Raw genomic sequence first — 24070 nt, 5'->3', positions numbered from 1 at the left:
GCCGGAGGTTCCCATGAGTGCAGAGGCCACGAACCCCGAAGCACATCCCGAAGCGCGCCCTGAGCTGCGCAGACGGAGCCGGACCAGGCTTGACCTGCGTCGGCTCGGGCGCGCCGCCCTGCTCGGCCCCCCGTCCCGCGACCGGCTCCCCGACGCCATCGGGCACGTCGCGGAGGCCCACCGTGCCCACCACCCGGACGCCGACCTGTCCATCCTGCGGCGCGCCTACCTCCTCGCGGAGACCTCCCACCGCGGCCAGATGCGCAAGAGCGGTGAGCCGTACATCACACACCCGCTCGCCGTCACCCTGATCCTCGCCGAACTCGGCGCGGAGACCACCACGTTGACGGCCTCCCTGCTCCACGACACCGTCGAGGACACCGAGGTGACCCTCGAACAGGTCCGCGCGGAGTTCGGCGACGAGGTGTGTTTCATCGTCGACGGCGTCACCAAGGTCGAGAAGATCGACTACGGCGCCGCCGCCGAGCCCGAGACCTTCCGCAAGATGCTCGTCGCCACCGGCAACGACGTCCGCGTCATGTCCATCAAACTCGCCGACCGGCTGCACAACATGCGCACCCTCGGCGTGATGCGCCCCGACAAACAGGCCCGCATCGCCAAGGTCACCCGCGACGTCCTCATCCCGCTCGCCGAACGGCTCGGCGTGCAGGCCCTCAAGACCGAGCTGGAAGACCTCGTCTTCGCGATCCTGCACCCCGAGGAGTACGAGCGGACCCGCGCGCTCATCGCCGCCCACGCCGGCGAGAACGATCCGCTGCCCGCCATCGCCGACTCCGTACGGGCCGTCCTGCGCGACGCCGGCATCGCCGCCGAAGTGGTCGTCCGCCCGCGCCACTTCGTCTCCGTCCACCGCATCTCCCGTACCCGCGGCGAACTGCGCGGCTCCGACTTCGGGCGCATCCTCGTCCTCGTCGCGGAGAACGCCGACTGCTACGGGGTGCTCGGCGAACTGCACACCTGCTTCACCCCGGTCGTCTCCGAGTTCAAGGACTTCATCGCCGTCCCGAAATTCAACCTCTACCAGTCGCTGCACACCGCCGTCGCCACACCCGACGGGCATGTCGCCGAAGTCATCGTCCGCACCCGGCAGATGCACCGCGTCGCCGAGGCCGGCGTGGTCGCCCTCGGCAACCCGTACACCACGGGCGAAGCCGCCGACTGCGACGAGGAGCGCGTCGACCCGACCCGCCCCGGTTGGCTCTCCCGCCTCCTCGACTGGCAGCAGTCCGCGCCCGACCCCGACACCTTCTGGACCGTCCTGCGCGCCGAACTCGCCCAGGACCGGGAGATCACCGTGTTCGGCGTCGACGGCGCCGCCGCCCCGCGCGCCCTGACCCTCCCGGCCGGCGCGAGTTGTATCGACGCCGCCTACGCCCAGTACGGCGAGGCGGCCCACGGCTGTATCGGCGCCCGCGTCAACGGGCGCCTCACCTCCCTGTCCTCCCGACTCTCCGACGGCGACACCGTGCAACCGCTGCTCGCCCACGACGCCTCCTCCGGGCCGGCCGCCGACTGGCTGGAACACGCCACCACCCCCGCCGCCCGGATCGCCATCAGCAGCTGGCTCGAAGCGCACCCCGACGACGCGGCGGCCACCACCCCCGCCGCCCGGGCCCCCCTGTCCGTCGTCGGCGCGCGCGGGGGCGGCGGCAACGCCGTCGCCGACCTGCCGAACGCACACGTACGACTCGCCGGCTGCTGCACCCCCGTGCCGCCCGACGCGGTGGCCGGGTTCGTCGTACGGGGCGGGGCCGTGACCGTCCACCGCGTCCACTGCCCGGCCGTGGCCCAGATGCGGGCCGTGGGCCGCACCTCGGTCGCCGTGCACTGGCGGGCCACCGCCGACTGTCGCGTCACCCTGGTCGCCGAATCGTTCGGCCGCCCGCACCTGCTGGCCGATCTGACCGAAGCGATCGCCCGCGAGGGGGTCGAGGTGGTCTCCGCGACCGTGGAACCGCCCGTCGAACAGCGGGTCCGGCACACGTACACCCTCCAGCTCCCCGACGCGGCCGGCCTCCCGGCGTTGATGCGGGCGATGCGCGACGTGCCGGGCGTCTACGACGTCAGCCGGGCGTAGGGGAGGTCCCGCGCATCAGGGCCGGCCCCGGGCTCCCGGGGGCGCGTCCGCGCGTAGGCCGGTCCACGGCCGGGCGGCCCCGTTCGGGTGGCGCCGTCGCGCGCCGGTCGCGACGGGACACCGGGCCCTGGTAAGCGATGGTGGATGCAGCTCACCTCCCCCCGCCTGCGCGCCGCGCTGCTCACCGCGGCCTCCCTCACCCTCGTCGCCGCGGTACTGCCGCCGCCGAAGGCGCTCGGTATCGGCGACCGCCTCTTCCCGGAGCTCGGCAACCCCGGATACGACGTCCTCTCGTACGACCTGTCCTTCACCTACAAGGACAACAAGAGCCCGCTCGACGCCGTCACCGTCATCGACGCCCGGGCCCTGGAGGACCTGGAACGGGTCAACCTCGACTTCACCCACGGCACCGTGGCGTCCGCCGAGATCAACGGGGAACCCGCACGCTTCGAGAGCGCGGGCGAGGACCTCGTACTGACCCCCGCGCGACCGGTGCCGGCCCACACGCCGCTGCGCGTCGTCGTCCGGCACACCAGCGACCCGCGAGGGCGCGACGACGGCGGCTGGGTGGTCACCGACGACGGGCTCGCCATGGCCAACCAGGCCGACGCCGCCCACCGGGTCTTCCCGTGCAACGACCACCCCGCCGACAAGGCGTTCTTCACCTTCCGGATCACCACCCCGGCCGGCCTCACCGCCGTCGCCAACGGACTGCCCGCCACCCTCCCGGCCACCCTTCCCGCCACCGTCCCGGGCCGGCGCTCCGGAGCGCCCACGACCTGGACCTACCGCACCCGGCACCCCATGGCGACCGAACTCGCCCAGGTCTCCATCGGCGCCTCGGCCGTCACCTCCGGCACCGGACCGCACGGGCTGCCGCTGCGCGACGTCGTACCGGCCGCCGACCGGCAGCGGCTGGAACCCTGGCTCAAGAAGACCCCCGAGCACATCGCGTGGATGGAGAAGCGCGTCGGCCGTTACCCCTTCGAGAACTACGGGGTGCTCATCGCCCGCGCCAAGACCGGGTTCGAGCTGGAGACCCAGACCCTCTCCCTCTTCGAGAGCGGCCTGTTCACGGCCAACACCTACCCGCAGTGGTACGTCGAGTCGGTCATGGTCCACGAGCTCGCCCACCAGTGGTTCGGCGACAGCGTGAGCCCGCGCAGCTGGTCCGACCTGTGGCTCAACGAGGGCCACGCGACCTGGTACGAGGCGCTCTACGCGGACGGCCTGGGCAAGTACTCCCTGGAGCGGCGCATGCGCGAGGCGTACCAGCGCTCCGACCAGTGGCGCGCGGCCGGCGGCCCTCCGGCGGCCCCCAAGCCGGCCCCGCCCGGGGAGAAGATCGGACTGTTCCGGCCGGTGGTCTACGACGGGTCCGCGCTGATCCTCTACGCCCTGCGCCAGGAGATCGGCGCCGACGCCTTCGACCGCGTCGAGCGGCGCTGGGTGGCCGAGCACGCGGACTCCACCGCCGGCACGGACGACTTCGTACGCCTCGCCTCACGGGAGGCGGGACGGGACCTCGAAGCGTTCCTGAAGCCGTGGCTGTACGGGGCGACCACCCCGCCGATGCCGGGCCACCCGGAGTGGAGCGCGCCCGAGGCGCCGAAGACGGCCGGTGTCCCGAAGCCGGCCGAGGCGCCGAAGACGACCGGTCTCCCGAAGCCGGCCGAGGCGGGGAAGAAGGCCTGAGACCCGAAAAGCGTGTGACGGGCGCCGAACGGGCATGTCACCATCGACGGGCCGGTCCGCCCGGCCGCCGGGCCCGACCCCCGGGTACGGGAATCTCCGTGCGGTGTGACACGTTGAACCTGGCAGTGCTGTGTCACGACCGTGTCATGTCACGCGCGGCGACAGCCTCGGCGGCCGCCGCCGCGGACGCATTCGAATCGACGTAAGGATCCAATGACCTCCTCTTCTTCCCCTTCCCAGGACGCGCGGGACGCACAGGACGTGCAGGACTCGCCGAGCTTCACCGAGAGCCTTCGGGCCGATGCCCTGATGGAAGAGGACGTCGCCTGGAGCCACGAAATCGACGGAGACCGCGACGGCGACCAGTTCGAGCGCTCCGAGCGCGCGGCCCTGCGTCGCGTCGTCGGTCTCTCCACCGAACTCGAGGACGTCACCGAGGTCGAGTACCGACAGCTCCGCCTGGAGCGGGTCGTCCTCGTCGGTGTCTGGACCTCCGGCACCGTGGACGACGCCGAGAACTCCCTCGCGGAGCTCGCGGCGCTCGCCGAGACGGCAGGTGCTCTCGTACTCGACGGCGTGATCCAGCGCCGCGACAAGCCCGACCCGGCCACCTTCATCGGTTCCGGCAAGGCCCGCGAGCTGCGCGACATCGTCATGGAGAGCGGCGCGGACACCGTCGTCTGCGACGGCGAGCTCAGCCCGGGCCAGCTCATCGCCCTCGAAGACGTCGTCAAGGTGAAGGTGGTCGACCGGACCGCCCTCATCCTCGACATCTTCGCCCAGCACGCCAAGTCCCGAGAGGGCAAGGCGCAGGTCGCGCTCGCGCAGATGCAGTACATGCTGCCGCGACTGCGCGGCTGGGGCGCGTCGCTGTCCCGGCAGATGGGTGGCGGCGGCGGTGGTGGCATGGCCACCCGAGGCCCCGGTGAGACCAAGATCGAGACCGACCGGCGACGGATCCGCGAGAAGATGGCGAAGATGCGCCGGGAGATCGCGGAGATGAAGACCGGCCGCGACATCAAGCGGCAGGAACGGCGCCGCAACAAGGTGCCCTCGGTCGCCATCGCCGGCTACACCAACGCCGGCAAGTCCTCGCTGCTCAACCGCCTCACGGGCGCGGGCGTGCTGGTGGAGAACGCGCTGTTCGCCACTCTCGACCCGACCGTGCGCCGGGCCGAGACGCCCTCCGGCCGGGTCTACACCCTGGCCGACACCGTCGGCTTCGTCCGGCACCTGCCCCACCACCTGGTCGAGGCGTTCCGCTCCACGATGGAGGAGGTCGGCGACTCCGACCTCATCCTGCACATCGTGGACGGCTCGCACCCGGCCCCGGAGGAGCAGCTGGCGGCGGTCCGCGAGGTCATCCGCGAGGTCGGCGCGGTCAACGTGCCCGAGATCGTGGTGATCAACAAGGCGGACGCGGCGGACCCGCTGGTGCTCCAGCGGCTGCTGCGCATCGAGCGGCACTCGATCGCCGTCTCCGCCCGGACCGGCATGGGCATCGAGGAACTCCTCGCGCTCATCGACAGCGAGCTGCCGAGGCCGGAGGTCGAGGTCGAGGCCCTGGTTCCGTACACCCGCGGCTCGCTCATCGCCCGGGCGCACGCCGAGGGCGAGGTCATCTCCGAGGAGCACACCCCGGAGGGGACCCTGCTCAAGGCGCGGGTCCACCAGGAACTGGCGGCGGACTTGGCGCCGTACGTGCCCGCGAAGCACTGACCGGAGCGGTCGGACCGGTCCGACGGGTCTGGCCGCTCCGATGGTCTGGCCGAACGACCGGCCGGGCCGAACGACCGGCCGGGTTGATCGGACCGTGTGGTCCGAGCCGCCCGATCGGTCGCGCAGGACATGAGTGAGGGCCCCCGCCCGAGGCGGGGGCCCTCACCGTCTTCGCCTACTTGAACTTGTCGCTCACCGCGGTGTAAACGCCCTTGGCCTCCGGGCCCAGCCGCGGGCCCGCCAACCAGCCCGCCTTCGCCGGACCGATCGACGTGTTCGACACCAGCGCGGGCTTGCCGTCGGCGCCCGCCGCGATCCAGCCGCCCCCCGAGGAACCGCCGGTCATCGTGCAGCCGATGCGGTACATCACCGGGGCGCCGGCCGTCAGCGACAGCCGGCCGGGCTTGTCGGTGCACTGGAACGCTCGCTGACCGTCGAACGGGGCCGCCGCCGGGTAACCCGTCGCCGTGATGCTCGCGACCTTCTGCACCGCCGGAGCCGCGAAGTCCACCGGGAGCGCCGAACCGACCGTCTCCTCCAGGGACTTGCCCGCACCCTTCTCCGGGGTCACGTGCAGCACCGCGAAGTCGTACGGGGCGCCCGCCCCGCCCGTCGGGCCACCGGTCGCGATCCACTGGTCGGAGGTCTGGGCCCAGTCACTCCACCACACGCCGTACGGGGCCACCTGGTCCCGCGGCGCGCCCTTGAGCGCCGCCGCCGACTTGCCCGCGTTGTTGTAGGACGGGACGAAGGCGATGTTGCGGTACCAGCCGCCGGCCTTGCCGGCGTGCACACAGTGGCCCGCCGTCCAGACCAGGTTGGACTTGCCGGGGTGGGCCGGGTCCTTGACGACCGTCGCCGAGCAGACCATCGACCCTTCCGGGCCGTCGAAGAAGACCTTGCCGGACGCCGGGACGTTCGCGTGGTACGGAGCGGCCGCCTGCTTCGCCTCCACCGGGACGGGGGTGGGGTCGGTGACGCCCTGGTCCTTTCCGGCGTCCGGGTCGACGGCCGGGGGCTGCGGGGTCTTGTCGGCGTCACGCATCCGGTCCGGGTCCCACAGGCCCTCGATGATCGGATTGATGTAGTCGCCCGCCTCGCGGAGCCAGTCCTCCCGCTTCCAGTTCTTCCACGCACCCCCCTTCCACTTCTCCATGTCGATGCCGTGCTGCTTCAGCCGGTCCTTGATGTCGTCCGGGATCTTGAGCCCGCCGGTGGAATCGGACGGCAGGCTGGCCGCCACGCTCGGCTTGGCGTCGCCGCCGGCTTTGTCGTCACCGGGTCCGCAGGCCGCGGCGGTCAGCACGAGCGCGGCCGCGCACAGGGTCGCGAAGACCGGTCGGTTCGGTCGCATGTCGTAAGTCCCCCTGGTGGTTCGAGGCGTTGAACGGGGTGCGGTGCGGCCGGCGCGCCCCTTCGCGCGCCGCCGGGCACAGCACCCCACTATGCCGCTGCGGTTCAGGACGACACAGGGCGGGGCCGCGGTTCCCCTTCGCCGCCTCCGCACGGGCCGCCGGCCGCCGAGCGGGCAAGGATCTTCCGCCCACCCGTGATCCGTCGCCGTCACCGTCGTTGGTACGTACGGGGGATGGGGGAGCAGCGTTCCTGTTCGAGACGCAATCCGGACGAGAGTTCCGGGCGGGAGGACCGACAGTCGTGGCGTGGAGCGAGCCTTTGACCGAGCCGGCCGCAGCCGAGGCCGAGGCGCCTGACGCGGTGGCGACGCTGGACGCGGCGGTGGCCGAACAGGTGCCGCGGCAGGGGAACGGCGTACCGACCGCCGGCGAAGGCATCCTGCGCCGGCAGGGGTTGCGGGAGTCCGCCGCGCGGACGTACGCGCGCTCCCTGCCCATCGTCCCGGTGCGCGCCCGGGGGCTGACGATCGAGGGGGCCGACGGGCGGCGTTACCTCGACTGCCTTTCCGGCGCGGGCACCCTCGCGCTGGGCCACAACCACCCCGTGGTGCTCGAAGCCGTCCGGTCGGTGCTGGATTCGGGGGCTCCGCTGCACGTGTTGGACCTGGCGACCCCGGTCAAGGACGCGTTCACCACCGAGCTGTTCGAGACCCTGCCGGCCGCGCTCGCGGCGGACGCCCGGATCCAGTTCTGCGGGCCCGCCGGGACGGACGCCGTGGAGGCCGCGCTCAAGCTGGTCCGCACCGCCACCGGCAAGTCGGGGCTGCTGGCCTTCACCGGGGCGTACCACGGCATGACGGCCGGGGCACTGGAGGTGTCGGGCGGGGCCTGCGACGTACGGGTCGCCCGACTCCCGTTCCCGCAAGACCACCGCTGCCCGTTCGGGGTCGGCGGGGCCGAGGGGGAGCGGCTGTCGGCGCGGTGGACCGAGAGCCTGCTGGACGACCCCAAGGGTGGGGTGCCGGCGCCGGCCGGGATGATCGTCGAGCCGGTCCAGGGCGAGGGCGGGGTCCACCCCGCGCCGGACGGATGGCTGCGCCGGATGCGGGAGATCACCGCCGCGCGGGGCATCCCGCTGATCGCGGACGAGGTGCAGACGGGGGTGGGGCGCACCGGCGCCTTCTGGGGAGTCGACCACGCCGGGGTGGTGCCCGACGTGATGGTCATGTCCAAGGCGATCGGGGGCAGTCTGCCCCTGGCCGTGATCGTGTACCGGGCGGAGCTCGACGTCTGGGCGCCCGGCGCCCACGCCGGCACCTTCCGCGGCAACCAGCTCGCCATGGCGGCGGGGACCGCCACCCTGGCCTACGTCCGACACAACGGCCTCGCCGAGCGGGCCGCCGTGTTGGGAGAGCGGATGCTGACGGTGCTGCGCGAACTCGCCGCCGACCAGCAGTGCGTCGGGGACGTCCGGGGCCGCGGCCTGATGATCGGCGTGGAGGTGGTCGACCCCGACACCGGCGCCGGCGCCCCGGACCTGGCCGTGGCCGTCCGTCAGGAGTGCTTGGACCGGGGCCTGATCGTCGAGCTCGGCGGTCGTCACTCCAGCGTCGTACGTCTCCTGCCTCCGCTGACGCTGACCGACGAGCAGGCCGGAGCCATCCTCGACCGGCTGACCGACGCCGTCCCCGCCGCCGCCCGCCGGCTTCGCTGACCTACCTCCAAGGACCCCCGATGCCCGACCCCACCCCGCCCTGCACCCCCGGCCCCACCCCGACCGCGAGCACACCGGGCCACCAGGGCGGCAGCCCGCCCCCGGCAGCCGTCCCGGCCCCGCCCCCACCGGTCCACCCCGCCACGACTCCCGCCCCGGGCCGGGACGGAAACCCGTCTCCAAGCGCCGACCAGGCTCCGGGGCGGATCGGCGCACGGGGCCCGGACGGGGTCGTCCGCCCACTCTCCGGCCCCGCCGTGGCCGTGGACGCGACACCGGACCCGGGCACAGCCCCGGCTACCGCTCACAGCCCCGGCGCCGCCGCCCCGGGTCCGGACGGCATCCAGGCCGCGGGCGCCGCCCCGGAATTCGACGCTGCCGTGAGCACCACCCCCGAGCCGGCTCCGCGGACAAGTGGGGCCGAGCACCAGGCCGGCAGCCCGCCCCCGGCAGCCGTCCCGGCCACGACCACCCCTCCGGGCACGCCTCCACCTCTCGCCCCGGCCACGGCTCCCACCCCGGCCCAGGACGGCAACCCGTCCCCCGGCGCCGATCCCGCCGCCGGCCCGCCGCCGGCCACTGCCCGTGGCCTCGACGCTGACCGAGGCCCGGCCGGCACCCAGGCCCAGGCCGGCACCCAGGCCCAGGCCGGCACCCAGGCCCAGGCCGGCACCCAGGCCCAGGGCGGCACCCTGGCCCAGGGGGGTGCCCCCGGGGGCATCTCGGGCGCGGGCGGGGCCGGGCGCCAGGGCGGCAGCCCGTCCCCAGGGGCCGACCCGGGCCTCGGCCCCGACCCGGCCGGGGCCTGGAGCCCGGGAGCTGCCCCAGGCCCCGGACCAGGCGGTGCCCCGGCCCAGGGCACCCCGCCTAGCCCGGCCACCACCACCGCGTCGGCCGAGGCGCCCCGCCCCGACCCCGCCCAGCGCCCTGGTGCCGGGGCGTCACCCGGCCCCGGCCCGGCACCCGGCACGGTCCCGGCGGGCGGCCCGGTCCCGACAGCCGGCGCCGACCACGGCGGCGGCGCATCGGCTCCGCCGGCCGACACCGGACCCGCCGCCCACGAGGCGCAGGCGGCAGCGCTACCGGGCGAGCGCCACCGGCCGACGGCCCCCGCCGCCCTGGGCGTTCCGCGGCAGAAGCGGCCGACCCTGTGGCCCCGCCCGGCCGGGCCCGGTCTCCTCGGCCCCGACCCGGCCGCGCTGCCCGACCTGCTGGACCACCCGGACCCCGGCATCGCCGCCGAGGCCGCGACGGTGGAGAACCTGCTGCGCTGCTGGGTCCGCGAAAGCGGCGTCGGCCGCCCCAACGGGCCCCTCGGCACCCTCCTGCGCATCCCCCTCCCCGCATCCGGTGTGGCCCTGCTCGTCGCCGTCCGGCACTGGTCCCCGACCGGCTGGCACCGCTTCGCCCCCGCCCGCCTCGAAGGGGCCCCGGCCGACGCCCCCGCCCTGGACGCCGTCACCCTCGCCGCCCTCATCGCCCGGGAAGGCACCGGCCGCGCCGCGGACCTCGTCGGCCGGGTCGCCGACTCGGTGCGCCGCACCACCGAGTTCATCGCCGATCGACGTCAACGCCCCACCGCGCCCGTCCCGATCGCCGAGAACCGCTTCCTCACCGCCGAACAGTCGCTCCTCCTCGGTCACCCCCTCCAACCGGACCCCAAGAGCCGTGAGGGACTCTCGGAAACCGACGTACGCCGCTACTCACCCGAACTGCACGGCTCCTTTCCCCTGCACTGGTTCGCGGTCGCCCCCTCCGTGCTCGCCACCGACTCCGCCTGGACCGAACGCGGCCGACCCGTCCGCGCCACCCAGCTCCTCGCCGGCCTGGCCCCCGGCCTGCCGCTGCCCGCCGGAACCACCCCCCTGCCCCTTCATCCCTGGCAGGCCCGCGACCTGCTCGACCGCCCCGCCGTCGCCGCTCTGCGCGACGCGGGACTCCTGACCGACCTGGGCCCGTACGGCGACCCCTGGTACCCCACCTCCTCCGTCCGCACCGTCCACCGCCCCGGCGCCCCCGCGATGCTCAAGCTGTCCCTCGGCCTGCGCATCACCAACTCCCGCCGCGAGAACCTCCGCAAAGAACTCCACCGCGGAGTCGAGGTGCACCGGCTCCTGCGTACCGGTCTCGCCGAGGAATGGCAGGCAGCCCACCCCCGCTTCGACGTCGTCCGCGACCCCGCCTGGGTCGCCGTCGACACTCCCGACGGCCTGCCGGTCCAAGGACTCGACGCCCTGCTGCGTCACAACCCCTTCCGCTCCGGCGACGACGCCGTCTGCATCGCCGCGCTCACCGCTCCCCGCCCGTGGCCCGGGCGGACCACGATGCGCTCGCGGCTCGCCGAGACGATCTCCCGGCTCGCCGCGGCCACCGGCCGACCCACCCCGGCCGTCGCCGCCGAGTGGTTCCTGCGCTACCTCGACCACGTCGTCCAACCGGTCCTCGCCTTCGACGCGCTCGCGGGCATCGCCCTCGAAGCCCACCAGCAGAACACCCTCGTGCTCCTCGACCCGGCCGGCTGGCCGATCGGCGGCCGCTACCGGGACAACCAGGGCTACTACTTCCGCGAGTCCCACCGTGCGGAACTGCAATCCCGGCTGCCCGGCGTCGGTGACGCGTCAGACACCTTCGTCTCCGACGCCGTCACCGACGAACGCTTCGCCTACTACCTCGGCATCAACAACGTGTTCGGCCTCATCGGAGCCTTCGGGTCACAGCGCCTGGCGGACGAACGAGTCCTGCTCGCAGCCTTCCGCCGGTTCCTCGGCAAGGCGTCCCGTCTCGGCCCGCTCCCCGCGCTGCTGCTCGATTCGCCCACCCTGCGCTGCAAGGCGAATCTGCTCACCCGCCTGGGCGGCCTCGACGAGCTCGTCGGCCCCGTCGACACCCAGTCCGTCTACGTCACCATCACCAACCCCCTTCGCGTCTGAACGCCGTACCACCGCACCGTTCAACGCCCCGACCGTTCAACGCCCGAACGACGGCACGACTGAAAGACCGACGCGCCCCACCGACTCGGAGAAGAGCCCGATGCCCTCCACCCGAACCCCCATCGGTCCCACCCGCACGGCCACGGCGGCAGTCACCGTCGCGATCACCGGGGAAACCGTCCAACCGCTGCTCAACGCCCAGCGGTTGCCGTTGCTCGCCGAGGCGGACCTGCTCGACTCACCGGCTGCCTGGAGCGCTGCCGCCACACCGGTCGGGGCTTTCCGGCTGGAACCCGTACGACCGCACCGCGACCTGGAACTCCTCACCCGCTGGATGAACGACCCCGAGGTGGCCGCCTTCTGGGAACTCGCCGGTCCCGCCACCGTCACGGCCGCCCACCTGCGGGCACAGCTCGACAGCGACGGCCGCAGCATTCCCTGCCTGGGCCTCCTCGACGGCACGCCGATGAGCTACTGGGAGATCTACCGGGCCGACCTCGACCCGCTCGCCCGCCACTACCCGGCGCGCCCCCACGACACGGGTATCCACCTGCTGATCGGGGACGGCACGAACCGCGGCCGCGGTCTGGGCACCACACTGCTCCGCGCGGTCGCCGACCTGGTGTTCGACAACCGGCCACGCTGCGCTCGCGTGATCGCCGAACCGGACATTCGCAACACCCCCTCCGTATCAGCCTTCCTGAACTCCGGTTTCCGCTGTTCCGCGGAAATCGACCTCCCCGAGAAGCGCGCGGCGCTGATGATCCGTGAGCGGGCGCTGCGCAATCTCCTCTGATTGCCGCCCCGCAGTCCTCGCACCGTCATCGCTCGACGCCTCTGCAATTGAAAACTCCGCGCTGTGGACCGAAGTTCCCAATACCCGAGGAGTCCCGTGTCGAATTTCCCCGCCGCCTCAGGCTCCACAGGCCCCCATTTCTCGGAGGAGGTGCCCCCCTCCCCCCAGCACCCCTGCACGCCGCCCGAGATCAACGGCGTGACCTGGGAATCCGCCACCCGCCGGCTGCTCGCGAAGATGCTCGGCGAATTCGCGTACGAGGAGATCATCAGTCCCGTCCCCATCCCCATCCCGGTCCCTGCCCCGGTCCGTGCCCCCGCCGCCGCGCCCTCCGGCACCCGCCGCGCCCCTGACGCCTGGACCCTCACCCTGGACGACGGAAGCAGCCTCGGCTTCCGCGCCCGCCGCCGCTCCTACGGCAGCTGGCAGGTCGATGGCGACACCATCACCCTCACTCCGCCACCCCCCTCCACCCAACCGCCGACCGCCTTCGGCGACCCGTTCGAGTTCCTGATCCGCGCCCGCACGCTCCTGGGCCTCGACGGCGGGACCCTCGGCCACCTGGTCCGCGAACTCAGCGCCACCCTGTCCGCCGACGCCCACCTCGACCACCACGCGCTCACCGCCGACGTCCTCGCCGACCTCGACTACGCCGATCTCGAAGGCCACCAGACCGGCCACCCCTGGCTCGTGCTCAACAAGGGCCGCGTCGGGATGTCGGCGGCCGACACCGCCGCCTGGGCACCCGAATCCCGCACCCGCCAACGGCTGCCCTGGCTCGCCGCCCACACCTCCCTGGCCGAGTACCGCGGCACCGCCGGGATGGAAGACCCCGCGCGCCTCTACTCCGCCGAGCTGGACGCCGTCACCCGCGCCGGCTTCGACCGGACCCTGCGCGACCGCGGCCTCGACCCCAGCGGCTACCTCTACCTCCCCCTGCACCCCTGGCAGTGGGACGAGATAGTGCTCCCGCTCTTCGCGCCGGCCCTCGCCTCGGGCGCGCTGGTACCGTTGCCCGCCGATCCCGACGTACGACTGCCACAGCAATCGATCCGTACGTTCCTCAACCTGACCCGGCCCGACCGGCACAGCGTCAAGTTGCCGCTGTCCGTCCTCAACACCATGGTGTGGCGCGGACTGCCCTGCGACCTGACCCTCGCCGCCCCCGCCGTCACCGCCTGGATCCACTCCCTGCGGGACGCGGACCCGTTCCTGCGCGACGAGTGCCGGGTCCTCCTCCTCGGCGAGGTCGCCTCCGTCACCGTCCGCCATCCCGTCTACGACCGGCTCCCCGAGGTCCCGTACCAGTACAAGGAACTTCTCGGGGCGATCTGGCGCGAGCCCCTGACCGGCCGGCTCGCCCCCGGCGAGCGGGCCCGTACGCTCGCGTCCCTCCTGCACACCGACCCCCGCGGGCGTTCCTTCACCGCCGAGCTCGTCGCCCGCTCCGGACTGGCCCCCGACCTGTGGCTCCAACGGCTCTTCGCCGCCCTGCTGCCGCCGCTGCTCCACTTCCTCTACCGGTACGGCACCGTGTTCTCCCCGCACGGCGAGAACACCATCGTGATCTTCGACGAGGGCGACGTCCCCGTCCGGCTCGCCGTCAAGGACTTCGTGGACGACGTCAACATCAGCCGCGAGCCGTTGCCCGAACACGAAACGATGCCCGACGACGTCCGCGCCGCCCTGCTCACGGAGCCCCCCGCCTACCTCACGCAGTTCATCCACTCCGGACTCTTCGTCGGGGTGTTCCGCTATCTCTCCGCGATCTGCGAGGACCGGCTGGGAGTACCCGAGAGCGACTTCTGGTCCCTCGTCCGGGCCGAGATCCTGCGCCACCAGGCCCGTTTCCCCGAGCTCAAAGACCGCTACGAGCTGTTCGACCTGCTCACCGAGCGGATCGACCGGCTCTGCCTCAACCGGAACCGGCTCCATGAGGACGGCTACCGCGACCGCCCGGACCGCCCGCACGCGGTCACCCACGGCACCGTTGCGAACCCCCTCCACCGACCGTGATCCGTCGGCGATGCGGCTCCTGTCGGTGCGGCCCCGTAGGGTTGGCAGTGCTATGACGAAGCCCTCCCTCCCCGACCTGCTGCATGCCGCCGTCTCCGCCGTCGGCGGCACGGAGCGGCCCGGCCAGGTGGCCATGGCCGAAGCCGTCGCCGAAGCGATCGACGAGAACTCCCACCGGCTGATCCAGGCCGGCACCGGCACCGGTAAGTCCCTCGGCTACCTGGTGCCGGCCCTGGCGCACGGCGAACGCGTCGTCGTCGCCACGGCGACGCTGGCCCTCCAGCGGCAGCTCGTCGAGCGCGACCTGCCCCGGACGGTGGAGGCGCTGCATCCGCAGCTCCGCCGCCGCCCGCAGTTCGCCATGCTCAAGGGCCGCTCCAACTACCTGTGTCTGCACCGCCTCCACGAGGGCGCGCCACAGGACGAGGAGGAAGGCCTCTTCGACCAGTTCGAAGCCGCCGCGCCCACCAGCAAGCTGGGTCAGGACCTGCTGCGCCTGCGGGACTGGGCGGACGAGACCGAGACCGGCGACCGCGACGACCTGACGCCGGGCGTCTCCGACAAGGCATGGGGCCAGATCTCGGTCTCGTCCCGCGAATGCCTGGGCGCCACGAAATGCGCCTACGGAGCCGAGTGCTTCGCCGAGGCCGCCCGCGAGCGCGCCAAGCTGGCGGATGTCGTCGTCACCAACCACGCCCTGCTCGCGATCGACGCGATCGAGGGCGCCCCCGTGCTGCCCCAGCACGAGGTGTTGATCGTGGACGAGGCGCACGAACTCGTCTCCCGCGTCACCGGTGTCGCCACCGGCGAACTCACCCCGGGCCAGGTCAACCGGGCCGTCAAGCGCGCCGCCAAACTCGTCGACGAGAAGACCGCGGACGCCCTCCAGACCGCCTCGGAGTCGTTCGAACGCGTCATGGAACTGGCGCTGCCCGGCCGGCTGGAGCAGGTTCCCGAAGACCTCGGGTACGCGCTGATGTCCCTGCGTGACGCGGCGCGCAATGTGATCTCCGCGATCGGTTCCACCCGCGACAAGTCCGTCCAGGACGAGGACGCCGTCCGCAAGCAGGCCCTCGCCGCGGTGGAGAGCGTCCACTCGGTGGCGGAGCGGATCGTGCTCGGCTCGGAGTACGACGTCGTCTGGTACGAACGCCACGACCGGTTCGGCGCCACCCTGCGGGTCGCCCCCCTCTCGGTCTCCGGCCTGCTGCGCGAGAAGCTGTTCGAAGACCGCTCGGTGGTCCTCACCTCCGCGACGCTCAAACTCGGCGGCGACTTCAACGGGGTCGCGGGCTCGCTCGGCCTCTCGCCGGAAGGCGTGGCCGGCGACGACGTGCCCGTGTGGAAGGGGCTGGATGTCGGCTCGCCGTTCGACTATCCGAAGCAGGGCATCCTCTACGTCGCCAAGCACCTGGCCACCCCCGGCCGCGAGGGGACCCGCGGCGACATGATGGACGAGCTGGCGGAGTTGATCGAAGCGGCCGGTGGCCGCACCCTCGGGCTGTTCTCCTCCATGCGTGGCGCCAAGGCCGCCGCCGAGGAGCTGCGCGGGCGGCTGGACAACCCGATCCTGCTCCAGGGCGAGGAGACGCTCGGCGAGCTGATCAAGACGTTCGCGGCGGACCCCAAGACGTGCCTCTTCGGGACGCTGTCACTGTGGCAGGGGGTCGACGTCCCCGGTCCCAGCTGCCAGCTGGTGATCATGGACCGGATTCCGTTCCCCCGCCCCGACGACCCGTTGATGAGCGCCCGACAGAAGTCGGTGGAGGAGCACGGCGGCAACGGCTTCATGGCGGTCGCCGCCACCCACGCCGCCCTGCTGATGGCCCAGGGCGCGGGCCGACTCGTCCGGGCGACCGGAGACCGGGGTGTCGTCGCCGTACTCGACCCGCGGCTGGCCACGGCGCGCTACGGGACCTTCCTGCGCGCCACGCTGCCGGACTTCTGGTACACCACGGATCGCAACCAGGTCCGCCGCTCGCTCGCCGCGATCGACGCCTCGGCCCGGGCGGACGGCGCATAGCCCGGCCGCCGACGGCCCCGAGCCGGGGCCCTCGGACACAAAGCAGCTCCGGGACCGGCGCAGAGGTCCCGGAGCTGGATGGGGGCGACGGGTGTCAGACCCGGCGCAGCACGGCGACGACCTTGCCGAGGATGGTCGCCTCGTCTCCGGGGATCGGCTGGTAGGCGGCGTTGTGCGGAAGCAGCCAGACGTGGCCGTCCTCGCGCTTGAAGCGCTTGACGGTGGCCTCGCCGTCCAACATCGCGGCGACGATGTCGCCGTTCTCCGCGACGGGCTGACGGCGGACGGTGACCCAGTCGCCGTCGCAGATCGCCGCCTCGATCATGGAGTCGCCGACGACCTTGAGGACGAAGAGTTCGCCGTCGCCGACCAGCTGGCGGGGGAGCGGGAAGACGTCCTCCACCGACTCCTCGGCGAGGATCGGGCCACCGGCCGCGATCCGGCCGACCAGGGGCACGTAGGAGGCGGCGGGCTTGCCGGTGGTGTCCGTGGGCTGCGAGCTGGGCTGGTCCGAGCCGCGTACCTCGTAGGCGCGCGGGCGGTGGGGGTCGCGGCGCAGGAAGCCCTTGCGTTCGAGGGCCATCAGCTGGTGGGCGACGGACGACGTGCTCGACAGGCCGACCGCCTGGCCGATCTCGCGCATCGACGGCGGGTAGCCCCGTCGCTGGACCGAATCCCGGATGACCTCGATGACCCTCCGCTGCCGGTCCGTGAGTCCGGAACTGTCGGCGCGGATGCCTGGAGGTCGCCCGGGCAGCGAGCGTGCGGGGCGCACGGACTCCGCCTCCGGGTTCTGACGTACGTCATTCATGGCATGCACCGGCTCAAGTCGGCTCTGGGAGCGGTTCTGGGCAGTGATGGTGGCACTGTCTGCGGTCGTGGTCACGTCGGCCCCTCTCGAAATGTTCTCCCTAGCTGGACAACGGTAGTAGCTTTCGAAAGGTTGCGCCAAACACACGTTCGAGTGAAATATCGCAGATCGTCCACCTGGAGCAGTGCCAGAGGTGTATGGACCGACAGTCTGACCGAACGCGGGTTCGGCCGTACCCACGCCGCCTACGGTACCCTTCCGGGTCGGATCGCCACCGTGCGGGCCCGTGCCCAGTGTGGCACCGCGGACCCCGTTATCCGGACATCGAGTACCGCGACACGCGGCGGGCCGTAAATCCACCACAACCCAAGATCTAGTGGTTGGATGAGCGCTGCCACCCAGAAGTTGTGGTCCCGGGTCCGTTGCGGGTCCGGGCATCGCATATGCTTGTGGCTGCTTCACGAGCCCCCGGCAGAGCCTCGATCCTGCCGCTCAGGGGCCCCGTGAGGTGATCGGTCGTGCCAAAGAGGGAGGGTGAGGGAACCATGCACTGCCCCTTCTGCAGGCACCCCGACAGCCGGGTCGTCGACAGTCGCACCACCGACGACGGCACGTCGATCCGCCGGCGCCGTCAGTGCCCCGACTGCTCCCGTCGTTTCACGACGGTGGAGACGGCCTCGCTGATGGTGATCAAGCGCAGCGGGGTGACCGAACCCTTCAGCCGTTCCAAGGTCATCTCCGGCGTGCGCAAGGCGTGCCAGGGGCGGCCGGTCACCGAGGACGCCCTCGCCAAGCTCGGCCAGCGGGTCGAGGAGGCGTTGCGCGCCACCGGAAGCGCCGAGCTGACCACCCATGACGTGGGTCTGGCCATACTCGGCCCCTTGCAGGAACTCGACCTCGTCGCGTACCTGCGGTTCGCATCCGTGTACAAAGCGTTCGACACCCTTGAAGACTTCGAGACCGCCATCGCGGAACTCCGCGAGCGACGGCCTCACCCCCCCGAGTGCGAGCCGGGCGGGACCCCCGCGGTCGTTCCCGTGCCCGCCTCCGCCGCCGACTGACCGGACGGGCCGCCACGGAGCGGCGACCCGAGCCCGGTCGGCCAGGCGAGATTCGTAGTTTTCGTAGATTCGTAGATACAGACACACGCACCGTGCGGCGGAATATCGCCGGCACTTCAGGGCGTTTTTGCCCGCATATGGGAGGCGGCATGACAGAGACGGCGAGCGGCTCGGCACGAGGTTCCCGCGCCAAGGGGACCAAGGCTGCCAAGAGCGGCCTGCGGATCGAGCGCATCCACACCACCCCGGGCGTGCACCCGTATGACGAGGTGAGCTGGGAGCGCCGGGACGTCGTCATGACCAACTGGCGCGACGGCTCCGTCAACTTCGAGCAGCGTGGCGTCGAGTTCCCCGACTTCTGGTCGGTGAACGCGGTCAATATCGTCACCAGCAAGTACTTCCGCGGCGCGGTCGGCACCCCGCAGCGCGAGACCGGCCTGAAGCAGCTCATCGACCGGATCGTGAAGACCTACAGGAAGGCCGGCGAGGACTACGACTACTTCGCCTCGCCGGCGGACGCCGAGATCTTCGAGCACGAGCTGACGTACGCCCTCCTGCACCAGATCTTCAGCTTCAACTCCCCGGTGTGGTTCAACGTCGGAACGCCCCAGCCGCAGCAGGTCTCCGCCTGCTTCATCCTGGCCGTCGACGACTCCATGGAGTCGATCCTCGACTGGTACAAGGAAGAGGGAATGATCTTCAAGGGCGGCTCCGGCGCCGGCCTGAACCTCTCCCGCATCCGCTCCTCCAAGGAGCTCCTCTCCTCCGGCGGCAACGCCTCCGGCCCGGTCTCCTTCATGCGCGGCGCCGACGCGTCCGCCGGAACGATCAAGTCGGGCGGCGCCACCCGCCGCGCGGCCAAGATGGTCGTCCTGGATGTGGACCACCCGGACGTCGAGGACTTCATCGCCACCAAGGTGAAGGAAGAGGAGAAGATCCGCGCCCTGCGTGACGCGGGCTTCGACATGGACCTCGGCGGCGACGACATCACGTCCGTCCAGTACCAGAACGCCAACAACTCCGTCCGCGTGAACGACGAGTTCATGACGGCCGTCGAGAACGGCACCGAGTTCGGCCTGCGTGCCCGCATGACCGGTGAGGTCATCGAGAAGGTCGACGCCAAGGCGCTCTTCCGCAAGCTCGCCGAGGCCGCGTGGGCGTGTGCCGACCCGGGCATCCAATACGACGGTGTGATCAACAACTGGCACACCTGCCCGGAGTCCGGCCGCATCACCGCGTCCAACCCGTGCAGCGAGTACATGCACCTGGACAACACGTCCTGCAACCTCGCCTCGCTGAACCTGATGAAGTTCCTCAACGACGACGGCAAGGGGAACCAGTCCTTCGACGCCGAGCGTTTCTCCAAGGTCGTCGAACTGGTCATCACCGCGATGGACATCTCCATCTGCTTCGCGGACTTCCCGACCCAGAAGATCGGCGAGAACACCCGCGCCTTCCGTCAGCTCGGCATCGGCTACGCCAACCTCGGCGCCCTGCTGATGGCCACCGGCCACGCCTACGACTCGGACGGCGGCCGTACGCTCGCCGCCTCGATCACCTCGCTGATGACCGGTACCGCGTACCGGCGCTCCGCCGAGCTGGCCGCGATCGTCGGTCCCTACGACGGCTACGCCCGCAACGCCGAGTCGCACAAGCGCGTCATGAAGCAGCACGCCGACGCCAACGCCGTCGCGCCGCGCACCGACGACCTGGACAACACGATCTGGGCAGCGGCCACCGAGGCATGGCAGGACGTCCTGCGCCTCGGCGAGAAGAACGGCTTCCGCAACTCCCAGGCGTCCGTCCTCGCCCCGACCGGCACCATCGGTCTGGCGATGTCCTGCGACACCACCGGTGTCGAGCCGGACCTGGCCCTGGTCAAGTTCAAGAAGCTCGTCGGCGGCGGCTCGATGCAGATCGTCAACGGCACCGTCCCGCAGGCCCTGCGCCGCCTGGGTTACCAGGAGGAGCAGATCGAGGCGATCGTCTCCCACATCGCCGAGCACGGTGTGGTCGTGAACGCCCCGGGCCTCAAGACCGAGCACTACTCGATCTTCGACTGTGCCATGGGCGAGCGTTCCATCTCCCCGATGGGCCACGTGCGCATGATGGCCGCGATCCAGCCGTGGATCTCCGGCGCGATCTCCAAGACGGTCAACATGCCGGAATCGGCCACCGTCGAGGAGATCGAGGAGATCTACTTCGAGGCGTGGAAGATGGGCGTCAAGGCGCTCGCGATCTACCGCGACAACTGCAAGGTCGGCCAGCCCCTCTCCGCGAAGAAGAAGGAAGAGGAGAAGGAGGAGGTCACCGCCAAGGCGGAGGACACCATCCGCGCGGCGGTCGAGAAGGTCATCGAGTACCGCCCGGTCCGCAAGCGCCTGCCGAAGGGCCGCCCGGGGATCACCACCTCGTTCACGGTCGGTGGCGCCGAGGGCTACATGACCGCCAACTCCTACCCGGACGACGGCCTGGGCGAGGTCTTCCTCAAGATGTCCAAGCAGGGTTCCACCCTCGCGGGCATGATGGACGCCTTCTCCATCGCCGTTTCCGTCGGCCTCCAGTACGGCGTGCCGCTGGAGACCTACGTCTCGAAGTTCACGAACATGCGCTTCGAGCCCGCCGGCATGACGGACGACCCGGATGTGCGGATGGCGCAGTCGATCGTCGACTACATCTTCCGCCGCCTGGCGCTGGACTTCCTGCCGTTCGAGACCCGATCGGCGCTCGGCATCCACACCGCCGAGGAGCGCCAGCGCCACCTGGACACCGGCTCGTACGAGCCGCTGGACGAGGAGGAGCTGGACACGGAGTCGCTGGCCCAGTCGGCCCCGCTCGCGGCGGTCCCGGCGGAACCCAAGCCGATCGCCGCCGCGCCGGTCTCGGTCCCGGCCCCGAAGACGGCGCACTCCAGCGCCGAACTCGTCGAGATGCAGCTCGGCGTCTCCGCCGACGCCCCGCTGTGCTTCTCCTGCGGTACGAAGATGCAGCGCGCCGGCTCCTGCTACATCTGCGAGGGCTGCGGCTCGACCAGCGGTTGCAGCTGACACCGGGCGGGATTGCACCTGCTGCACCATTCAGCGGGTAGCCGCCCCGCCTGAACAGTGGGTCACGAAGGGCGCCGACGACATGTCGGCGCCCTTCGTGCCGTCGGGAGCCGGTTGTTCATGACTGCGGTCTCACCGATTCCGTCGCGTCGAGGGGTTGTTGCGGCGACGGCCGGCGTGACAGGCTCTGGGCCATGATCAAGAGAATCGAGTCCTCCGTCCGCCGATGAGCGAGACGACCGGGACAGGACTGCCCGGATCACCGACAACACTGTTCGACCATGCGCTCCGCCTACATCAACTGGTTCCGGGTGAGCCGCTTCCGCGCGACGGGGAACCGTATCCCGACGACGGGTTGCACCGTCACCGGAAAGGTCCGAAGGCGCCCGGGGACCGACACTCGGCCGGCAAGGACGTGGCGCTCGTCCTGGACGCTCACTTCGCCCGGGCCTCGGCCCCGCCCAGCGAATTGGCCGATGCCTTTCACGATGTCTACGTCCCGATTCATCGGAACGAGCACATCGCCGCCGCGGCTGGGCGGGCGGACCGAGAACGCGTTCGCCAAACAGGCCGCCGGCTGGTCCGACACGGGACCGATCGATGCTCCGTCACCGTTGGGCTCGCCTTGCTGGCTGCCGTGGGAACGGCCGACGACATCCCTCTGATCCAAACGATCGGGCTGTTGTCCAACCGCTTCGGGCCACTGGCGGCGCACGCTTTCGAGAGCCGGGCCGGAGGAGTCGAGGCCCTGCTCTGGCTTGCCGAGCGAGTCACCGGCTGGGGACGGGTCTATGTCGTTGAGGCTCTCTGCAGACTCGATGACCCATCTGCCCGACCATGGTTGCTTCGTAGGGCCTGCGACGGCGATTTCCTCAACGGATACTTCGCCGGCAAGGTCGCCAAAGTCGCCAAAGTGCATGAGGCGCTTGCGGACTTCGGAACTGACAGCGAGACGGTCGATCACGTCGGTCGGCTACTCCATCTCATGAGCGACTGCGGGGGGATGGGACTCACTCTCGCTCACTACCCGCATTCGGCAGCGGTTCTGGAAGCTCATGCTCGCCATGTGGGTTCGCTCGGCCCGACCATCGAACGCTACTTCACGATCGCGGTGCTCGCTCAGCACCTGACAACGAAGTCTCCCGAGGCTGCGGGGTGCACGGTGGTGCAGCAGGAGGCACTCCGGGCGGCTTACCTCGAAGTCCTCGACCGAGATGAATGGACACAGACCGCACGCGACGGGTTCGTGGCGGATGACAACCGGATGAGGTGGCTTGCCGACTACCAGGCGCCACAGTTGAGGCTGCGTGCGTTCCCCGATCGAGAGCCGGATGCCGAGGAATAGCGCACGCCGTCAGTCAGTGGTCTGGGCTCGTAGCGCGGATTCTCAACGGGCGTGAGGTAGCGGTTCGGGTGGGGTGCCGACGGTGAGGTCGGCACCCCACCACGCGTTTCGGCCCCACCGCGGTCGCAGGTGACGCGCCGCGTTGGGGACGACGGGCGGCGGACGGCTAGCGGGGGTTTTCGGTGGCCGCTATGGCGCGTCGCAGGGTACGGCGCGCCTGGGCCAGTTCCTCCGCGCGCCGGTCCAGATGCGCGAGTCGGGCCTGCAGCTTGTCCAGCACCCCCGGGCAGGGGCGAAGTGAGCCGTCCGACAGGGCGCAGGGCAGCACCTGCCGGATCACGTCGGTGGACAGTCCGGCCGCCAGCAGGCCGCGGATCTGTCGGACGGTCCGCTCGGCGTCGTCGTCGTAGTCGCGGTATCCGTTGGCCTGTCGGGTCGAGGCGAGGAGGCCGACGCTTTCGTAGTACCTCAGCAGACGCTCGCTCGTACCTGTTCTCTTGGCCAACTGCCCAATCAGCATCGCTTCTCCACTGCGCTTGACCTTGCCACGGTGTCAACCCTCAACGATGGGGACATGGACGGCATTCCGTCGCCGTCATGGGTCCTGACCAGGAGAATTCGTTGATCATCGATGCGCACAGTCATGTCCACGACCCGGTGCAAAGCCACATCGCCCTGCTGGACGAGGCGGGAGTCGACCGCGCCGTGCTCTTCGGCACCCGGCCGCATCCCGAACGGGGCACCGACCTGGCCGCGTTCCGGCGCGAGATGAGCGTCCTGACCGAGTCCGTCGGCGGGAGGACGACCGGTCCGGACGGCCACCGGACCGCGCGGCAGGAGCTGGACTCGGCGTGTGCGGCGTACCCCGACCGTTTCATCGGCTTCGGCAAGGTGGACCTGGACCGGTCGGCCCGGCGGATCGCGGAAGAGGTCGAACGGGAGGTCGTCGGGCGGGGGCACCGGGGGATCGGTGAGCTGACCCCGTCCCCGGACGGGGCAGGCCGGATCGAACCGGTACTGCGGGCCGCCGCCGATCACGGCGGGCTACCGGTCGTCGTGCACGGCTTCGCGCCCACCACGGCGCGGGACCTGGCGATCCTGGCCGCTCTCGCGCGCCGCCACCCCACCGTCCCGCTCGTGATCAGCCAACTCGGCGGCTTGAACTGGTTGACCGCGATCGAACTGGCTCGGGACACCCCGAACATGTTCCTGGAACTGTCGACGGCGAACGTCATCTTCGCGGTGCGCCTGGCCATCGAGGAGGTGCCCGACCGCACGCTCTTCGGTTCGGACGCGCCCTACGGCGACCCGGTGCTCGCCCGCGCAACCGTCGAGCGCGTGACCCGGTCGGGTGCGCTGCGTGATCGCGTATTGGGCGGCACCCTCGCGGAAATGCTCGGTCTCTGACCGTGTACGCGCGAGCCCGCCCGCACACGGCGGGACGAACTGGCGTGGTGGCG

Annotated in this window: 14 protein-coding genes and 1 pseudogene; 12 read left to right on the top strand and 3 right to left on the bottom strand. The window is 71.4% G+C overall.

Translation table 11 applies throughout. From position 1 onward, the window contains the following. Positions 1-13 precede the first annotated feature (13 nt). From ACFVXJ_RS15095 to hflX, 3 genes are all read left to right on the top strand, one after another. Positions 14-2098 (top strand): RelA/SpoT family protein, encoded by a 2085-nt coding sequence (locus tag ACFVXJ_RS15095; protein WP_389662134.1) that lies wholly within the window; start codon positions 14-16, stop codon positions 2096-2098. A gap of 144 nt (positions 2099-2242) precedes the next feature. Further along, entirely contained in the window at positions 2243-3793 is a 1551-nt protein-coding gene (locus ACFVXJ_RS15090; RefSeq protein WP_389662133.1) for a M1 family metallopeptidase, read from the top strand. 213 nt (positions 3794-4006) lie between these two features. Beyond that, a complete protein-coding gene (gene hflX / locus ACFVXJ_RS15085) occupies positions 4007-5512 on the top strand; it encodes a GTPase HflX (protein WP_361318215.1) in 1506 nt (501 codons plus the stop codon). Positions 5513-5687: 175 nt separating this feature from the next. On the opposite strand, the gene ACFVXJ_RS15080 is transcribed toward hflX, so the two are convergent. Next, the gene (locus ACFVXJ_RS15080) at positions 5688-6866 is read right to left on the bottom strand and encodes a trypsin-like serine peptidase (protein ID WP_389662132.1); all 1179 of its coding nucleotides are present in this window, start codon (positions 6864-6866) and stop codon (positions 5688-5690) included. A gap of 371 nt (positions 6867-7237) precedes the next feature. On the opposite strand from ACFVXJ_RS15080, the gene ACFVXJ_RS15075 reads away from it, so the two are divergent. The 5 genes and pseudogenes from ACFVXJ_RS15075 to ACFVXJ_RS15055 all read left to right on the top strand — a co-directional run bounded on the left by ACFVXJ_RS15075 (position 7238) and on the right by ACFVXJ_RS15055 (position 16346). Beyond that, on the top strand, positions 7238-8581 hold the full coding sequence (locus ACFVXJ_RS15075) for a diaminobutyrate--2-oxoglutarate transaminase family protein (protein ID WP_389662186.1): 1344 nt from the start codon (positions 7238-7240) through the stop codon (positions 8579-8581). Between the two features lie 1028 nt (positions 8582-9609). After that, a pseudogene (locus ACFVXJ_RS15070) lies at positions 9610-11511 on the top strand (IucA/IucC family protein); the annotation flags it as partial. 100 nt (positions 11512-11611) lie between these two features. Continuing rightward, a complete protein-coding gene (locus ACFVXJ_RS15065; protein WP_389662131.1) occupies positions 11612-12307 on the top strand; it encodes a GNAT family N-acetyltransferase in 696 nt (231 codons plus the stop codon). 237 nt (positions 12308-12544) lie between these two features. Continuing rightward, positions 12545-14323 (top strand): IucA/IucC family protein, encoded by a 1779-nt coding sequence (locus ACFVXJ_RS15060; RefSeq protein ID WP_389662185.1) that lies wholly within the window; start codon positions 12545-12547, stop codon positions 14321-14323. 52 nt (positions 14324-14375) lie between these two features. Next, on the top strand, positions 14376-16346 hold the full coding sequence (locus ACFVXJ_RS15055) for an ATP-dependent DNA helicase (RefSeq protein WP_389662130.1): 1971 nt from the start codon (positions 14376-14378) through the stop codon (positions 16344-16346). Positions 16347-16440: 94 nt separating this feature from the next. On the opposite strand, the gene lexA is transcribed toward ACFVXJ_RS15055, so the two are convergent. Continuing rightward, the gene (gene lexA, locus ACFVXJ_RS15050) at positions 16441-17232 is read right to left on the bottom strand and encodes a transcriptional repressor LexA (RefSeq protein WP_361318205.1); all 792 of its coding nucleotides are present in this window, start codon (positions 17230-17232) and stop codon (positions 16441-16443) included. Between the two features lie 470 nt (positions 17233-17702). Between lexA and nrdR the strand changes: the two genes are divergently transcribed. The 3 genes from nrdR (at position 17703) to ACFVXJ_RS15035 (ending at position 22610) form a co-directional block, all read left to right on the top strand. Continuing rightward, on the top strand, positions 17703-18218 hold the full coding sequence (nrdR, locus tag ACFVXJ_RS15045; RefSeq protein ID WP_361318297.1) for a transcriptional regulator NrdR: 516 nt from the start codon (positions 17703-17705) through the stop codon (positions 18216-18218). A 149-nt stretch (positions 18219-18367) separates the two neighbouring features. Next, positions 18368-21265 carry a vitamin B12-dependent ribonucleotide reductase gene (locus ACFVXJ_RS15040; RefSeq protein ID WP_389662129.1) on the top strand — a complete coding sequence of 966 codons (2898 nt, stop codon included), beginning with the start codon at positions 18368-18370 and terminating at the stop codon, positions 21263-21265. Positions 21266-21491: 226 nt separating this feature from the next. After that, entirely contained in the window at positions 21492-22610 is a 1119-nt protein-coding gene (locus tag ACFVXJ_RS15035; protein ID WP_389662128.1) for a hypothetical protein, read from the top strand. Between the two features lie 166 nt (positions 22611-22776). On the opposite strand, the gene ACFVXJ_RS15030 is transcribed toward ACFVXJ_RS15035, so the two are convergent. Next, on the bottom strand, positions 22777-23130 hold the full coding sequence (locus ACFVXJ_RS15030; protein WP_389662127.1) for a MerR family transcriptional regulator: 354 nt from the start codon (positions 23128-23130) through the stop codon (positions 22777-22779). Positions 23131-23207: 77 nt separating this feature from the next. Between ACFVXJ_RS15030 and ACFVXJ_RS15025 the strand changes: the two genes are divergently transcribed. Further along, positions 23208-24017, top strand: a complete 810-nt coding sequence (locus ACFVXJ_RS15025; protein WP_389662126.1) for an amidohydrolase family protein — start codon at positions 23208-23210, stop codon at positions 24015-24017. The last annotated feature ends 53 nt before the right edge of the window (positions 24018-24070 follow it).

It is taken from the genome of Streptomyces sp. NPDC058279, from assembly GCF_042881255.1.
Taxonomy (GTDB): domain Bacteria; phylum Actinomycetota; class Actinomycetes; order Streptomycetales; family Streptomycetaceae; genus Streptomyces.
Note: the sequence above shows the minus strand (reverse complement) of the source record. Positions and strands in the feature narration are given on the sequence as shown.

Excerpts from the sequence above, each read along its gene's own strand:
- hflX (WP_361318215.1), top strand. The coding sequence starts at position 4,007 with ATGACCTCCTCTTCTTCCCCTTCCCAGGACGCGCGGGACGCACAGGAC.
- nrdR (WP_361318297.1), top strand. The coding sequence starts at position 17,703 with ATGCACTGCCCCTTCTGCAGGCACCCCGACAGCCGGGTCGTCGACAGT.
- ACFVXJ_RS15080 (WP_389662132.1), bottom strand. The coding sequence starts at position 6,866 with ATGCGACCGAACCGACCGGTCTTCGCGACCCTGTGCGCGGCCGCGCTC.
- ACFVXJ_RS15040 (WP_389662129.1), top strand. The coding sequence starts at position 18,368 with ATGACAGAGACGGCGAGCGGCTCGGCACGAGGTTCCCGCGCCAAGGGG.
- ACFVXJ_RS15095 (WP_389662134.1), top strand. The coding sequence starts at position 14 with ATGAGTGCAGAGGCCACGAACCCCGAAGCACATCCCGAAGCGCGCCCT.
- ACFVXJ_RS15030 (WP_389662127.1), bottom strand. The coding sequence starts at position 23,130 with ATGCTGATTGGGCAGTTGGCCAAGAGAACAGGTACGAGCGAGCGTCTG.
- ACFVXJ_RS15055 (WP_389662130.1), top strand. The coding sequence starts at position 14,376 with ATGACGAAGCCCTCCCTCCCCGACCTGCTGCATGCCGCCGTCTCCGCC.
- ACFVXJ_RS15090 (WP_389662133.1), top strand. The coding sequence starts at position 2,243 with ATGCAGCTCACCTCCCCCCGCCTGCGCGCCGCGCTGCTCACCGCGGCC.
- ACFVXJ_RS15065 (WP_389662131.1), top strand. The coding sequence starts at position 11,612 with ATGCCCTCCACCCGAACCCCCATCGGTCCCACCCGCACGGCCACGGCG.
- ACFVXJ_RS15025 (WP_389662126.1), top strand. The coding sequence starts at position 23,208 with ATGGGTCCTGACCAGGAGAATTCGTTGATCATCGATGCGCACAGTCAT.
- ACFVXJ_RS15035 (WP_389662128.1), top strand. The coding sequence starts at position 21,492 with ATGAGCGAGACGACCGGGACAGGACTGCCCGGATCACCGACAACACTG.
- ACFVXJ_RS15060 (WP_389662185.1), top strand. The coding sequence starts at position 12,545 with ATGCTCGGCGAATTCGCGTACGAGGAGATCATCAGTCCCGTCCCCATC.